Origin of the sequence: Alitabrizicola rongguiensis, from assembly GCF_021491355.1 — a bacterium.
In the GTDB taxonomy this organism is placed as follows: domain Bacteria; phylum Pseudomonadota; class Alphaproteobacteria; order Rhodobacterales; family Rhodobacteraceae; genus Aliitabrizicola; species Aliitabrizicola rongguiensis.
Map to the genome: position 1 here is coordinate 674,539 of NZ_JAKENF010000001.1, position 13,313 is coordinate 687,851.

The 13,313-nt window shown below is 64.8% G+C and carries 15 protein-coding genes; 6 read left to right on the plus strand and 9 right to left on the minus strand.

Going from position 1 to position 13,313, the window contains the following annotated elements; translation table 11 throughout:
• Position 1: 1 nt before the first annotated feature.
• Genes L0V05_RS03380 through L0V05_RS03390 form a run of 3 tightly spaced genes read right to left on the minus strand, consistent with a single transcriptional unit; the run spans position 2 to position 2,062 of the window.
• The gene (locus tag L0V05_RS03380; protein WP_234868500.1) at positions 2–796 is read right to left on the minus strand and encodes a metal ABC transporter permease; all 795 of its coding nucleotides are present in this window, start codon (positions 794–796) and stop codon (positions 2–4) included.
• A complete protein-coding gene (locus L0V05_RS03385) occupies positions 789–1,574 on the minus strand; it encodes a metal ABC transporter ATP-binding protein (RefSeq protein WP_234868502.1) in 786 nt (261 codons plus the stop codon). Before L0V05_RS03385 ends, L0V05_RS03380 begins: the two co-directional genes overlap by 8 nt.
• Positions 1,571–2,062: a helix-turn-helix domain-containing protein gene (locus L0V05_RS03390; protein ID WP_234868504.1), complete on the minus strand. Its 492-nt coding sequence runs from the start codon at positions 2,060–2,062 to the stop codon at positions 1,571–1,573. Before L0V05_RS03390 ends, L0V05_RS03385 begins: the two co-directional genes overlap by 4 nt.
• Before the next feature lie 69 nt (positions 2,063–2,131).
• Between L0V05_RS03390 and L0V05_RS03395 the strand changes: the two genes are divergently transcribed.
• Positions 2,132–3,103 carry a zinc ABC transporter substrate-binding protein gene (locus L0V05_RS03395; protein WP_234868507.1) on the plus strand — a complete coding sequence of 324 codons (972 nt, stop codon included), beginning with the start codon at positions 2,132–2,134 and terminating at the stop codon, positions 3,101–3,103.
• A gap of 63 nt (positions 3,104–3,166) precedes the next feature.
• Complete coding sequence (locus tag L0V05_RS03400; protein WP_234868509.1) at positions 3,167–4,156, plus strand: aldose epimerase family protein; 990 nt, start codon at positions 3,167–3,169, stop codon at positions 4,154–4,156.
• Positions 4,157–4,159: 3 nt separating this feature from the next.
• Here L0V05_RS03400 and speB read toward each other — a convergent pair whose 3' ends face one another.
• From speB to L0V05_RS03415, 3 genes are all read right to left on the minus strand, one after another.
• A complete protein-coding gene (gene speB / locus L0V05_RS03405) occupies positions 4,160–5,137 on the minus strand; it encodes an agmatinase (RefSeq protein WP_234868511.1) in 978 nt (325 codons plus the stop codon).
• A 50-nt stretch (positions 5,138–5,187) separates the two neighbouring features.
• Entirely contained in the window at positions 5,188–5,922 is a 735-nt protein-coding gene (locus L0V05_RS03410) for a cupin domain-containing protein (RefSeq protein ID WP_234868513.1), read from the minus strand.
• A 79-nt stretch (positions 5,923–6,001) separates the two neighbouring features.
• Complete coding sequence (locus tag L0V05_RS03415; RefSeq protein ID WP_234869192.1) at positions 6,002–7,237, minus strand: urate hydroxylase PuuD; 1,236 nt, start codon at positions 7,235–7,237, stop codon at positions 6,002–6,004.
• Between the two features lie 113 nt (positions 7,238–7,350).
• Between L0V05_RS03415 and L0V05_RS03420 the strand changes: the two genes are divergently transcribed.
• On the plus strand, positions 7,351–8,283 hold the full coding sequence (locus L0V05_RS03420) for a LysR family transcriptional regulator (RefSeq protein WP_234868515.1): 933 nt from the start codon (positions 7,351–7,353) through the stop codon (positions 8,281–8,283).
• Here L0V05_RS03420 and L0V05_RS03425 read toward each other — a convergent pair.
• Positions 8,280–8,849, minus strand: a complete 570-nt coding sequence (locus tag L0V05_RS03425) for an NYN domain-containing protein (RefSeq protein WP_234868517.1) — start codon at positions 8,847–8,849, stop codon at positions 8,280–8,282. The genes L0V05_RS03420 and L0V05_RS03425 overlap by 4 nt on opposite strands.
• 42 nt (positions 8,850–8,891) lie before the next feature.
• Positions 8,892–9,251 (minus strand): hydroxyisourate hydrolase, encoded by a 360-nt coding sequence (uraH, locus tag L0V05_RS03430; RefSeq protein WP_234868520.1) that lies wholly within the window; start codon positions 9,249–9,251, stop codon positions 8,892–8,894.
• A 148-nt stretch (positions 9,252–9,399) separates the two neighbouring features.
• On the opposite strand from uraH, the gene puuE reads away from it, so the two are divergent.
• The 3 genes from puuE to L0V05_RS03445 all read left to right on the plus strand — a co-directional run bounded on the left by puuE (position 9,400) and on the right by L0V05_RS03445 (position 12,281).
• Positions 9,400–10,821 (plus strand): allantoinase PuuE, encoded by a 1,422-nt coding sequence (gene puuE, locus L0V05_RS03435; protein ID WP_234868522.1) that lies wholly within the window; start codon positions 9,400–9,402, stop codon positions 10,819–10,821.
• Positions 10,818–11,654: a bifunctional allantoicase/(S)-ureidoglycine aminohydrolase gene (locus L0V05_RS03440; protein WP_234868524.1), complete on the plus strand. Its 837-nt coding sequence runs from the start codon at positions 10,818–10,820 to the stop codon at positions 11,652–11,654. Before puuE ends, L0V05_RS03440 begins: the two co-directional genes overlap by 4 nt.
• A 135-nt stretch (positions 11,655–11,789) precedes the next feature.
• Positions 11,790–12,281: an ureidoglycolate lyase gene (locus tag L0V05_RS03445; RefSeq protein ID WP_234868526.1), complete on the plus strand. Its 492-nt coding sequence runs from the start codon at positions 11,790–11,792 to the stop codon at positions 12,279–12,281.
• 6 nt (positions 12,282–12,287) lie between these two features.
• Here L0V05_RS03445 and L0V05_RS03450 read toward each other — a convergent pair whose 3' ends face one another.
• Positions 12,288–13,256 (minus strand): type I glyceraldehyde-3-phosphate dehydrogenase, encoded by a 969-nt coding sequence (locus L0V05_RS03450; protein ID WP_234868529.1) that lies wholly within the window; start codon positions 13,254–13,256, stop codon positions 12,288–12,290.
• Positions 13,257–13,313: the final 57 nt, after the last annotated feature.

Sequence of the window (13,313 nt, forward strand, 5' to 3'; positions counted from 1 at the left end):
ATCAGGTCGAAGCGCGGCGCAGCCCCACACCTGCCAACAGCGCGAAAGCGAGCGCGGCGCAGACAACGATCGACGGACCGGCGGGCGTATCCTGCCAGAGCGACAAGGCAAGCCCCCCGACTGAGGCAGCCGCGCCGATGATTGAGGCGAGGACGGCCATCGCCTCGGGTGAACGAGCCACGCCCCGTGCCGCCGCAGCCGGGATGATGAGCATGGCCGCAATCAGCAGTGCGCCCACGACCTTAAGCGCCACCGCCACCACGACCGCCAGCGCCAGCGTCAGGATCAGCCGTTCGCGTCGCGGGTCGATCCCGGCGGAGAAGGCCAGATCCTCGTTCAGCGTCGCGGTGAGCAAGCGTGACCAGCGCCAAACGATGATCCCAAGCACCAGCGACGCGCCGCCCCAGATGAAGGCGAGATCGGTCTTCGACACGGCAAGGATGTCGCCGAACAGATAGGCCGACAGGTCCGTCCTGACGCCGTGGACGAAGCTTATTGCCACAAGGCCGAAGGCCAGCGCCGCATGCGCCAGCGTGCCAAGCGTCGTGTCCATCGCCCAGCCCTTGCCCGCCAGCACCGAAACGGTGACCGCCATCGCCAGCGCGACGACCAGAGTGCCCAGACCGACCGGCAGGTCCGTCGCCAGCGCCAGAGCCACGCCAAGGATCGCCGCATGGGCCGTCGCATCGCCGAAATAGGCCATGCGTCGCCAGACGACGAACGACCCAAGCGGCCCGGTTGCCAGCGTCAGCCCGATCCCGGCCAGCGCCGCACGCATGAGGAAGTCGTCAAGCATCGCTGGTCACCTTTGCCGGGTGAGGGTCGTGATGGTGGGGCTCGTGCGAATGATCGTGACCATGATCATGCGTGTGATCGTGGTCATGCACATGCTGGTAGAGCGCCAGCGCGCCGTGGGTGCCCAGACCGAACAGCGCCCGGTATTCCGGCGCGTTCGACACGACATGCGGCGTGCCTTCGCAGCAGATATGGCCGTTCAGGCAGATCACCCGGTCGGATGCCGCCATGACGACGTGCAGGTCGTGGCTGACCATCAACACCGCCGCGCCGGTTTCCTTCCGCGCGGCCTCGATCAGGCGATAGAACCCGGCCTCCCCCGGCTGGTCCAGGCCCTGCGTAGGCTCGTCGAGGACAAGGATCTCGGGTTCGGCCAGCAGGGCACGGGCAAAGAGAACCCGCTGCAATTGCCCGCCCGACAGATCGGTCAACATCCGGTTGGCGGTCTCGGGAACGCCGACCCGCCTGAGTGCCGCCGCGACTGCTTCTGGCTTCTGGCGTTCTGGCAGCGACAGGAACCTCTGGGCGGTCATTGGGAGCGACCGGTCGATCTGCAGGCGCTGCGGCACGTAGCCGATCCTGAGGCCCGACTGGCGGACGACGCTGCCCTCCGCGACCGGCACGATGCCGAGCAGTGCGCGCAGAAGCGTCGATTTCCCCGAACCGTTCGGACCGACGATGGTCACGATCTCGCCCGGATCCACCTTGAGCGAGACATCGTGCAGAACCTCCGTCTCGCCGAAGCGAACACAGATATTCGCGGCAGAAAGCAGGCTCATTGCTGTATTGCCTGACAAGAGGGACATAGGCCGAGCGCCTCGATGTTGCTGCGCTCTATAGCGAAGCCGAGAGAGGCCGCAGCCGTATCGAGCGCAGCGCGCACATTCTCGGCCGGCGCCTCGGCCACGGCATCGCATCCCCGGCAGATCAGAAAGGCCGGCGCATGGGCCTCGCCCGGATGCATGCAGGCCGTGAACGCATTGAGCCGGCGGACGCGATGGGCAAGCCCGTTATCGACCAGAAAATCCAGGGCACGATAGGCAACCGGTGGCTGATGGCCGAACCCTTCAGCGGCAAGCCGCTGCAGCATGTCGTAGGCCCCGATGGCACGATGGGATTCAAGGAGAATTTCCAATGCCCGTCGGCGGACTGGCGTCAAGCGGACGCCACGCTCGGCCGCAAGGGACTCAGCCCGCGCCATCACGTCGCCCGCGCAATGGGCGTGGTCATGCTCGGCAAAAGCCTGCGCGTCCTGACTGTGTGGCATGGGGGCCCCTTGACGTGTTACGGTATAACATATGATAAGCCATCTGAATCGAGTCCAGAGGGCACCTCAATGCGTTATATCATATCCGCCGCACTCGCCAGCATACTGGCCCTTCCCGCCGCGGCCGAGGTGCCACGCGTGGTCACCGACATCCCGCCGGTACAATCGCTGGTCCAGATGGTGATGGGCAATCTGGGCGAGCCTGCCATGCTGCTCGACAAGGGCGGCAATGCACACGACTTCCAACTGAAGCCGAGCCAGGTCGCAGCCCTCGCGGATGCACAGCTCGTCGTTTGGATCGGACCGGAGATGACGCCTTGGCTGGACCGTGCGCTGGAGAGTACCTCTACCGAGGCAACCCGTCTTGCCCTTCTTCATTTGCCAGGCGTCCACACGCGCAGCTACGCCGAAGGCCATGAAGATCATGACCACGAGGAAGCGGCCGCTGGAACGGAGCAGGACCATGCTGCCGAAGAGGAACATGATCACGACGAGGAGGAAGCCGGGCATCATCATGGCGGCCTCGATCCCCATGCCTGGCTAGACCCGACGAATGCCGAACTCTGGCTGGGCCAGATCGCGGAACAGCTCGCAATTCTCGACCCCGAAAACGCCGCCAACTACAAGGGAAATGCCACTGCGGCCGCGCAGAAGATCGCAGAGATCGATGCCAGTCTGCGCCTGCAACTGTCGACGATCGCGGGGAAGCCGTTCGTCGTTTTTCACGATGCCTACGGCTACTTCGCCGAGCACTACGGACTGAACATCGCCGGGTCGGTTTCCGCCGGCGATGCAGCGTCGCCCGGGGTCGCCCATCTACGCGAGCTGCAGGCCGAACTGGGCAAGGTATCGGGCCTCTGCATCTTTCCCGAGGTGCGCCATGACCCGAAGCTGGTCGAGGCGATGGCGACCGATACCGGGGCAAGACTGGGGGCTCCCCTTGACCCCGAAGGCGCGGGCGGTGACGTGACGGCCGCAACCTATCCGGACATTCTAACGGGGATGGCTGCGACGCTTATCGCTTGCCTTGCCACGCCCTGACCACAGCTTGACCTCTCCCCTGCTTTGCGATCAGCCTGCGGCGGTGAGCAGAGGAGAGACGGGATGTCGGTGGAATTGGGCGACTTCGGCCATGCACAGGACGGTCGGCAGGTTCATGCGATCCGTCTTGTCTCCGATGAGCTGGCAGCGACCATCCTGACCCGCGGCGCGGTCCTTCAGGATTTGCGTCTGCAGGGCCTCGATTATTCCCTCACGCTCGGCGGCAACCATATCGCCGCCTATGAGGGCCCGATGGGCTACTTTGGCGCCCTTGTCGGCCCGGTGGCGAACCGGATCGCGGGGGCTACGGCAGAGTTCGGCGGCAAGACCTGCCACTTCCCCGCAAACGAGCGCGGCAACCTGCTGCATTCCGGGGCACGCGGCCTGCATACCCGCATCTGGACAGTGGACGAGTTGACAGAGGACGCGGTTGGGCTGCGGATCGTGCTGGAAGATGGCGATGACGGTTTCCCCGGCCGGCGGGAAATCCGCGCCCTGTTCCGGGTAGAAGGCGCGACGCTACACATGGTGCTGACCGCGACCACCGATGCGCCGACGCTGATGAACCTTGCTAATCATGCCTACTGGAACCTCGATGGCACCGCGACCTATGCCGGACATACGCTCCGGGTCGGGGCCGATCGTTATCTGCCGGTCGATGCCGCGCTGATCCCGACCGGCGAGCAGCGCGACGTGTCCGGTGCCTTCGATCTGCGCAAGACCCGAGCGCTGGATCTGAGTGAAGGCTACGACCACAATTTCTGCGTCGCAGACGCGCCCCGCGAGCCCACCGAGATCGCAGAACTGACCGGCACCTCTGGCATCCGGATGTCGATCACGACCACCGAGCCGGGTCTGCAAATCTATTGCGGCGAGCGTCTTTCCACCGCGCCTTGGCCCGGGCATGGCGGCGTGCCCTACGGTGCCTATGCCGGCTTGGCGATGGAGCCTCAGCGCTGGCCCGATGCGCCGCATCATCCGGCGTTCCCGACGATCACGCTCGCACCGGGCGAGACCTATCGCCAGGACACCCGGTGGAGCTTCAGCCGCTAAGGCTCAGACCGTAGCCCGCGCCCCGCGCGCCCAGGCCTTGAGGCAGAGCATCTCGACCGCAAGGATGGCGGCGGCGTTCGACGTCATCTCGGCATGGTCGTAGGGCGGCGAAACCTCGACCACGTCCATGCCGACGAAATCCATCCCCTTCAGCGCCCGCAGGATCGACAGCGCCTGAAAACTGGTCATGCCACCCGGAACCGGGGTGCCAGTGCCGGGCGCCGTTGCCGGATCGAGAAAGTCGATATCGAATGTCAGGTAGTTCGGACCCGATCCGAGAGTCTTGCGGATCACATCTGCCACACCCTCGGCCCCCATCGCATGGACCTGATCGGCATAGAGCACAGTCATTCCATGCGTCCGCTCGCCGTTGAAGCAGGTGCGGATGCCGACCTGCACCGTGCGCTTGGGGTCGATGATCCCGTCGCGGACCGCGTAATACATCATGCTGCCATGATCGAGCCGGCCGCCCGCATCTTCCTCCACATCGCGATGTGCGTCGAACTGGACCATGCCAAGCGGCCCATTCTTGGCCGCATGGGCCTTGAGCACCGGATAGGTCGAGAAATGGTCGCCTCCGAGCATCAGCGTATCGGCGCCCGCAGCAACGATCCCGGCGAAATGTTCTTCAATCGCGGCAGGGATCGCCATCGGTTCGCCCCAGTCGAAGGAGACGTCGCCATAGTCGGTGACCGCCAGCGTATCGAACGGATCGAAGCGCCAAGGCCAGATCGGCCCCCAGGCATGCTGGGCGCTGGCCCGGCGGATTGACTCGGGCCCGAAGCGCGTGCCGGGGCGGTTGCTGACGGTGAGGTCGAGCGGGACACCCGTCACGGCCACATCGACACCTGTCAGGTCGCGAGTGTACTTGCGCCGGTAGAAGCTGAGCGCCCCGGCGTAGCTCGCCTCGATCAGCGATCCCTTCAGCGCGTCGCGCCGGAACGCGGCATCCGCCAGCGCTTCGCCAACTTCCTTACCCATTCTGGGATCCTTTCCTGTCTCGCTTGTCGGAATTGCTCGTTTGTCCGGGGCTATGCCCGAGGGCTGAACGTCCAGAACACCTTGCGGACCAGCCCTGTGCTTAACCATGCGTTTGGCGTACCTGCAGGCAGGAGCAGGGTCTGGCCCGGGCCGAAATGCTGCGTCTGCCCCGCGGCGTCGGTCAGCGAGATCGTGCCCTCGAGGACATGCATCAGTTCGGTATGGGTAAAGCTGACCTGCTTGCGCTCATAGGCCGTGGCCTGCCAGATGCCGGTGGAAAGCTGCCCGGTCTCGTCTTCGAATGCGTTGTGCGCCCAGGTTTGCGGCACGGACGAGAGGAGGTTCGTCGCCAGGGGCGGCGAAGCTGGGTCGAGATGTGCCGAAGGATCGATCCGGATGACCCGGCCATTCTGACCGGCAGGCATCCGTCCGTCGTCCAGAATGGCAAAGATCTTGCGTACCCGCCCGGCTTGTGCCCACAGGCAGCGGACACCTTTCGGAATGAAGAGCGCATCTCCCGCACGGAAAACCGTTTCGCGGTCCTCCTCGACGATCACCACCTCACCCTCGACGATCAGCATGAACTCGTGCGCGGACCAGATCATCCAGCGACCGATCGTCGGCCCGGCCTCCCAGACCCCGACGCCAAGTCCCGCCGCCTTGTCCTCGAACCAGACATGCCCGGACGAGCAGACGTCGCCCGACGACACCACCTCAGCCGATTGGTCCGGCCAGGGCGCCAGTCCGAGATGCGGTTCAAGCCGCAGGATCGGAGACGATTGCATCTTCATGTTCTGCTGGACCCAGGCCTGATGGCTTTGACACTGCGCCAGAGATTGCTGGCCCGGACCGGGCGATGCAAGCTCAGCCGTCGACGCCACCCGTTCCTGCGGCCTGGAACCAGCGGCGAATGGCCTCCCGCTCGGCCGGTTCGATGAAGCTTACGTTTGCGGGCGGCATCGCATGGGTCAGCCCGGCCTGCACATAGATCTGCCGTGCCTCATGCGCGATCTGTGCGGGCGTCTCCAGCACCACGTCCTTAGGCGGCCAGTGGATGCCATCCCAACCTGGCTCGGCCGCATGGCACATCGCACAGCGCCCCTGCACGATGGTGGTGACCTCGTCGAAACCGGCGGCAGAGGCATAGCGAAGCGCCTCGCCCTGCAAGGCCGCCTCTTCGGGCGCATGCCGCATCGGCGCGGTCGAGAGCCAGGCACAGATAATCAGCAGGATCGCCGTCGCCGCCCAAGTCCACCACGGAGTGCCCTTGCCCGCATGCATGGTGTTGAAGAAGTGGCGGATCGTCACGCCCATCAGGAAGACAAGGCTGGCGATCAACCAGTTCCACTCGGTCGCAAAGGCGAGTGGGTAGTGGTTCGACAGCATCATGAAGATGACGGGCAGCGTCAGGTAGTTGTTGTGGGTGCTGCGTTGCTTGGCGATCTTTCCGTACTTCGGATCGGGCACTCGGCCCGCCTTGAGATCGGCCACCACAATGCGCTGGTTGGGCATGATGATGAAGAACACGTTGGCCGACATGATCGTGGCGGTGAATGCGCCCAGATGCAAAAGCGCCGCGCGGCCCGAGAAGACGTGGGTGTAGAAATAGGCCATGCCCACGAGAATCACGTAGAGCAACACCATCAGGCCGGTGGAATTCTCGCCCAGCCGGCTTTTGCAAAGCTGATCGTAGATGATCCAGCCCACCGCGAGCGACCCGGCCGAGATCAGAACCGCCTGCCAGACATGCAACTCCATCACCTGCGGATCGACCAGATAGAGGTCGGCGCCCAGGTAGTAGACAAGCACCAGCATCGCGAAACCGGTCAGCCAGGTCGAATAGCTTTCCCATTTGAACCAGGTCAGGTGTTCGGGCAGCCGTTCCGGCGCAACGAGGTATTTCTGTATGTGGTAGAAGCCACCGCCATGCACCTGCCACTCCTCGCCATGGGCCCCGGCGGGAAGGTCGGGCACCTTCCGCAGGCTCAGGTCCAGCGCGATGAAGTAGAAGGACGAGCCGATCCAGGCGATGCCGACGATCACATGCGTCCAGCGCACCGCGAATTCGATCCACTCGCTGATCACCACCCAGTCATACATGCGCATCGCCCTCTCTTTCGGATGCAAAACGCTATACCGGGCGCGACTGTCAGGTTAATCCATCAAATGCGGGATCACTTTCAAACCCGCGCAGAGAATGAAACGAGGGCGCGATGTCCTACGTCAACAACATCCGGATGTTTGTGCGTGTCTATGAATTGGGCAGCATGAGTGCTGCGGCGCGCGACCAGCGCACCTCTGCCGCTGTCGCTTCGGCGCGAATCTCCGAACTGGAAAAGCATCTGGGCGTGCGGCTGTTCAACCGCACGACGCGCTCGCTGCAGCCTACCGAGAACGGGCGCATCTTCTACGAGGGCGCGCGCAAGGTGCTAGAGGCCATCGACGAGGCCGAAGCGGCCGTGATCGACGTCACACAGAACCCGCGCGGCTCGATTTTCGTGGCCGCACCACTTGGCATCGGGCGGCGGTTCATCGCGCCGCATGTCCCGGTCTTCAAGGATGCCTATCCGCTGATCGACGTGCGCCTTCGGCTGTCGGACCGCAACGTGGACCTTACGGCCGAGGGGCTGGATGTGGCCTTTCATCTGGGGATGCTCGAGGATTCGACGCTGAAGATCCGCCTGATCGCGGACTGTCCGCGAGTCCTCTGCGCCGCACCCGCCTATGTCGAGCGGCGTGGAATGCCCGCCGATGGCGCGGCGCTCGTCGCGGACCGGCACGACTGCCTTAACCTGCGGTTTCCCGGCGCGAAAGAATTCCAGTGGACTTTGCAGACGCCCGACGGCCCGCGTCGCTATGAGATCGGCGGACCTTTCGAGTCTGACGACGGCGACGTTCTGACAGGCTGGGCGCTGGACGGACGGGGAATCGTGCTGAAACCGATCTTCGAGATCGCCGATCACCTGCGGGCAGGGCGCCTGATTCCGGTCGCTACGGGAACGCCGCCCCTGCCGACCCAGCTCTCGGTCCTGACCCAGCACCGACGCCTTCGTGACCCGAAGATCCGGCTGTTCAACGACTTCATGGTGGCCCGGATCAAGGCCGACCTCGCGGCGCAGGTCGAGGGGCTGAAGGTCGGCCCCTAGGCCGCGCGATCCAGATCAAGCCACAGCGCCCCTTCGCGATATCCGCCACGCACGATGCGACCGGGATCTGCGATTTCCGGATGCTGTTCCGCCCAGTCACGATAGCGGTCATTCGAGACGATCCGCGCCCCAAGATCGCGCGCGGCGGCCAGAACCACCATGTCGGCGACAGTCCCCTTGGAGACGACCATGACCCGGTCCTCGGGCAGGTCGAGAAGCCGGCTGAACGGTTCATGATGCATGTACCGGCCCGTAAGGAGATAACCGGCATTTGCGTCGAAGACGACGCCGGGACTGAAACCCAGGGCCTTCAGACGCAGAAGAACCTCCTGCACGGTTTCAAGGCGAGGCGCATTGTCCTTCCAATACATCACGTTGGACCCGTCCACGACGATCCAGACCGGATCAGGCGGCGCCACATTGGGCCAGGCGGCCCAAAGGACCAGGATCGCTGCGCCGATCGCGCAGGGCCCAGCGAGGATCAACAGGGCGGACAGATCAGGAAGGGTCAGGGCAATCCCGACACCGGCAAGAGAGAGAAGCAGAAGGACAACAGGCACAACCATGCCGGGAATCTACCCGACAGTCAGCACAGAGCCAAGACCGGCTCAGCTGCCGCGATAGGTCGAATAGCCGAAGGGCGACAGCAGAAGCGGCACATGGTAGTGCGCGCCGGCATCCGGGATGCCGAAACGGATCGGGATCTCGTCGAGGAACAGCACACCCTCGCCCACCTGGCCGCTTGTCCGCAGGTAGTCGCCGGCGGAGAAGACCAGTTCGTAGCTACCCTCGGCCATCTTGTCGCCCACCAGCAGGGGGCTGTCGGTCCGGCCGTCATGGTTGGTGACCGCCTCGGCGATCTTGCGATGGCTTTGACCGGAGATCCGGTAAAGCGTGATGCGGATGCCCTCGGCCGGTTTCCCTCGCGCCGTGTCCAGAACATGCGTCGACAACCGACCGCCTGCCATTCAACCCTCCATGCTTTACCGCCATCCTGCCCCCTATTCGGGCGGATGGCGATGCCTCAGGTGCAAGGAAGATGTTTCCGTGAGAATTTGATAAACCCCGCCGTGTCTTGGGCCTAGAACCAAGGCAGCAAGAGAAGGCGCCCTACCGATGACAACGCCCCCCCGTTATCCCCGCGACTTCACCGGTTACGGTGGCAATCCTCCAGATGCGGCCTGGCCCGGCGGCGCGAAGGTCGCGATTAGTCTGGTCCTGAACTACGAAGAGGGGGGCGAGAACTCGATCCTTCATGGTGATGCCTCCTCCGAGGCCTTTCTGTCCGATATCGCCGGGGCCGCGCCCTGGCCCGGAATGCGCCACTGGAACATGGAGTCGATATACGACTACGGCGCGCGGGCCGGGTTCTGGCGGCTGCACGACCTGTTCACCTCGCGCGACCTGCCGGTGACGATCTACGGTGTCGCAACCGCCCTGGCACGCGCCCCATCGCAGGTGGCCGCCATGAAGGCCGCGGGGTGGGAGATCGCCAGCCACGGGCTGAAATGGGTCGATCACCGCGACATGCCCGAGGAGGAGGAGCGCCGCCAGATCGCTGAGGCGATCCGTCTGCATACCGAGGTCACGGGCAGCCGCCCGACCGGGTGGTATACCGGGCGCTGCTCGGTCAACACGGTGCGGCTGACGGCGGAGCAGGGCTTCGACTGGATTTCGGACACCTATGACGACGACCTGCCCTACTGGATCGAGGCGGGAGACGGTGATCAGCTGGTGATCCCCTATACGCTGGAAGCCAACGACATGCGCTTTGCCACGGCGCCCGGCTACATCACCGGCGAGCAGTTCTTCCAGTATCTGAAGGACAGCTTCGACACGCTCTATGCCGAAGGGCTGGCTGGCAGCCCGAAGATGTTCTCGATCGGCCTGCACTGCCGCCTGATCGGACGGCCGGGCAAGATCGCCGGCCTGATCCGGTTCCTCGACTATGCCCAGGGCAAGGAGGGGGTCTGGTTCGCCCGCCGTCTGGACATCGCGCGCCACTGGGCCGAGACCCATCCGGCGCGCCGGTTCGAGCGGCCGAGCCGGATGGACAGGGCCACGTTCGTCGCGCGCTTCGGCGGGGTCTTCGAGCATTCGCCCTGGATCGCCGAGCGGGCCTGGGCGCTGGAACTGGGTCCGGCACATGACACCGCTGTCGGCCTGCACAATGCGCTGGCGCGGATGTTCCGCTCGGCCAGCGAGGCGGAGCGGCTTGGCGTGCTCACCGCACATCCGGACTTGGCAGGCAAACTGGCGCAGGCCAAACGGCTGACGGCGGAAAGCACCTCGGAACAGGCGAGCGCGGGGTTGGACGCGCTGACCGACGAGGAACGCGCGACCTTCCAGAAGCTGAACGCCGACTATGTGGCGAAGTTCGGCTTTCCGTTCATCATCGCTGTGCGCGACAACTCAAAGGCCTCGATCCTCGCGGCCTTCAAGACGCGCATCGCCAATGACCGCACCACCGAATTCGCCACCGCCTGCGCCCAGGTCGAACGCATCGCCGAACTGCGCCTGAAGGATCTTCTGCCATGACCGCCTATTACGCTCCGCCCGGCGGCCTGCCGCCGCAATCCGCGACCCACACCGGCCGCGCGGTCTTTACCGAAGCCTATGCGGTGATCCCGAAAGGCGTCTTCTCGGACATCGTGACGAGCTACCTGCCCGGATGGACCGACACCCGCCTGTGGATGATCGCCCGGCCGATGTCGGGTTTCTCGGAAACCTTCAGCCAGTATGTCATGGAGGTGGAGCCCGGCGGCGGATCGGACCGGCCTGAGAATGACCCGTCGGCGCAATCGGTGATCTTCGTCACCTCAGGCAGATTGACCCTCACGATTGGCGACGAAGACCATCACCTTATGGACGGTGGCTACGCCTATATTCCCGCCGGAACGTCGTGGCGGCTCTGGGCCGACGGCACGGAGCCTGCCCGCTTCCATTGGGTGCGCAAGATCTGGGAGCCCGCCGAGGGGATCGAGAAGCCCACCCCATTCGTGACGAACGAACGGCAGATCGCTCCGATTGCCATGCCCGATACGGACGGACGTTGGGCGACGACCCGCTTCGTCGACCCCGCCGATCTGCGCCATGACATGCATGTCAACATCGTCACCTTCCTGCCCGGTGGCGTCATCCCCTTCGAGGAAACTCATGTGATGGAGCACGGGCTTTACGTGCTTGAAGGCAAAGCCGTCTACCGGCTGAACCGCGACTGGGTCGAGGTCGAGGCGGGCGATTTCATGTGGCTGCGCGCCTATTGCCCGCAGGCCTGCTACGCCGCCGGGCCGGGACCGTTCCGCTACCTGCTTTACAAGGACGTGAACCGCCATGCGCGGCTGCGCGGCCCTTGGTCGACGGGGCGCTGACGGAGAGGTTGGAGGGGGGCTTTGCGCCCCTCCCCGACGCGGACTGGCGTCCACGCCTCCCCCCCGTAGGGTATTTGAGCAAAGAAGAAACCCGATCGTCGTTGCGGATCGAAGGCCTTCCCCAGGAGAGAACCCATGCAGACCATTGCGGCCGAACCGCTGACCGCCGCCGCCTTTGCCGACTTCGGTGACGTGCTGTCGGCAGATGGTTCGCCGGACCGGATGATCAACGAGGGGCTTTGCGCGAGGCACCATGACCGCGCCCGGCTTGATTTTGGTCGCGGACGGGCCGGGCTATCGATCTTCGATGCGGTGCCCCGGGCGATGCCCTACGAGTTCGATCTGGTCGAACGCCACCCCGAAGGCAGCCAAGCCTTCATCCCGATGACCTCTGCCCCTTTCCTGGTGATCGTCGCCCCGGACGAGGGCGGCCAGCCGGGCCGACCGCGCGCCTTCCTCACCGACGGGGCGCAGGCGATCAACCTGCATCGCGGCACATGGCACGGCGTGCTGACGCCGCTTTCGGCGCCCGGGCTTTTCGCTGTGGTGGACCGCATCGGCGAGGGGGCCAACCTCGAGGAACACCGCTATGCCGAGCGGTTTCGCGTGATCGCACCAGCAGGCTGATCCGCCTCAGACCATCAGCCGGGCGACGTCTAGCATCCGGTTCGAGAAGCCCCATTCGTTGTCATACCAACCGAAAACCCGGACCATTCCGCCCTTCGTGACGCGGGTTTCGGGCAGGGCCATGACGATGCTTTCCGGGCGCGCCCTGAGGTCGGTCGAGACGAGCGGACGTTCAGTCACGCCGATCACGCCCCCGGCGGCCGCCAGTACCGCGTTCACTTCCTCCGCAGTCGGCACCCGCTCGGTCATGACGGCGAGATCCACCGCAGAGACGCTGGCCGTCGGGACCCGCACCGCCGAGCCTTCGATCCGCCCGGCGATCTCGGGCAGGACCTGATCGAGCAGGCGCTGCGCCGAAGTCGTCGTCGGCACCATGGATAGCGCAGCGGCGCGGCTGCGAGCGAAATCGGCAGCTGGCGCATCCACCGTCGGCTGACTGCCAGTGTAGCAATGGATGGTCGTCATCGAGCCGGTTACCACACCGAAGGCGCGATGCAGAACCTTTGCCAGCGGCGCGAGCGCGTTTGTGGTGCAGGAGGCGTTCGAGACGATGCGCTGGCCGCCCAGAGTGTCTTCATTCGCGCCCAGCACCACGGTCACTTCTGCGGCGCGCGACGGTCCGGAAATCAGAACGCGGCGCGCCCCGGCGGCGAGGCCCTGGCCGGCCACCTCGGCATTGTCCGCTCGCCCGGTGCATTCCATGACAAGATCGATGCCGGTGAGGTCAAGTTTCGTCAGATCGGGGGTGCGATGAAGCGCAATCGACTGACCATTTACCACAAGGGCGCCGTCACCAAGCTCAACCGTACCGCGGAACGGGCCGAACACGCTGTCAAACTCGAAGAGGTAGGCGCACATCGCTGCATCGGCGATGTCGTTGATCCCGGCGATCTCAAGTCCAGATGCGGCCCCGCTCGCCCAGGCGCGCAGGACCGACCGGCCGATCCGGCCGAAGCCATTGATGAAAACGCGCATGATCCGCTCCGTCCCTTTCGGTGAACTCAGATCATGACGCGCGGGCGGGTTCAATGC

Coding starts and splice junctions, on each gene's coding strand:
- L0V05_RS03450 (WP_234868529.1), bottom strand. CDS start 13,256: ATGCGCGTTTTCATCAATGGCTTCGGCCGGATCGGCCGGTCGGTCCTG.
- L0V05_RS03400 (WP_234868509.1), top strand. CDS start 3,167: ATGTCGGTGGAATTGGGCGACTTCGGCCATGCACAGGACGGTCGGCAG.
- puuE (WP_234868522.1), top strand. CDS start 9,400: ATGACAACGCCCCCCCGTTATCCCCGCGACTTCACCGGTTACGGTGGC.
- L0V05_RS03425 (WP_234868517.1), bottom strand. CDS start 8,849: ATGGTTGTGCCTGTTGTCCTTCTGCTTCTCTCTCTTGCCGGTGTCGGG.
- L0V05_RS03390 (WP_234868504.1), bottom strand. CDS start 2,062: ATGCCACACAGTCAGGACGCGCAGGCTTTTGCCGAGCATGACCACGCC.
- L0V05_RS03440 (WP_234868524.1), top strand. CDS start 10,818: ATGACCGCCTATTACGCTCCGCCCGGCGGCCTGCCGCCGCAATCCGCG.
- speB (WP_234868511.1), bottom strand. CDS start 5,137: ATGGGTAAGGAAGTTGGCGAAGCGCTGGCGGATGCCGCGTTCCGGCGC.
- L0V05_RS03415 (WP_234869192.1), bottom strand. CDS start 7,237: ATGTATGACTGGGTGGTGATCAGCGAGTGGATCGAATTCGCGGTGCGC.
- L0V05_RS03380 (WP_234868500.1), bottom strand. CDS start 796: ATGCTTGACGACTTCCTCATGCGTGCGGCGCTGGCCGGGATCGGGCTG.
- L0V05_RS03395 (WP_234868507.1), top strand. CDS start 2,132: ATGCGTTATATCATATCCGCCGCACTCGCCAGCATACTGGCCCTTCCC.
- L0V05_RS03445 (WP_234868526.1), top strand. CDS start 11,790: ATGCAGACCATTGCGGCCGAACCGCTGACCGCCGCCGCCTTTGCCGAC.
- uraH (WP_234868520.1), bottom strand. CDS start 9,251: ATGGCAGGCGGTCGGTTGTCGACGCATGTTCTGGACACGGCGCGAGGG.
- L0V05_RS03420 (WP_234868515.1), top strand. CDS start 7,351: ATGTCCTACGTCAACAACATCCGGATGTTTGTGCGTGTCTATGAATTG.
- L0V05_RS03385 (WP_234868502.1), bottom strand. CDS start 1,574: ATGAGCCTGCTTTCTGCCGCGAATATCTGTGTTCGCTTCGGCGAGACG.
- L0V05_RS03410 (WP_234868513.1), bottom strand. CDS start 5,922: ATGCAATCGTCTCCGATCCTGCGGCTTGAACCGCATCTCGGACTGGCG.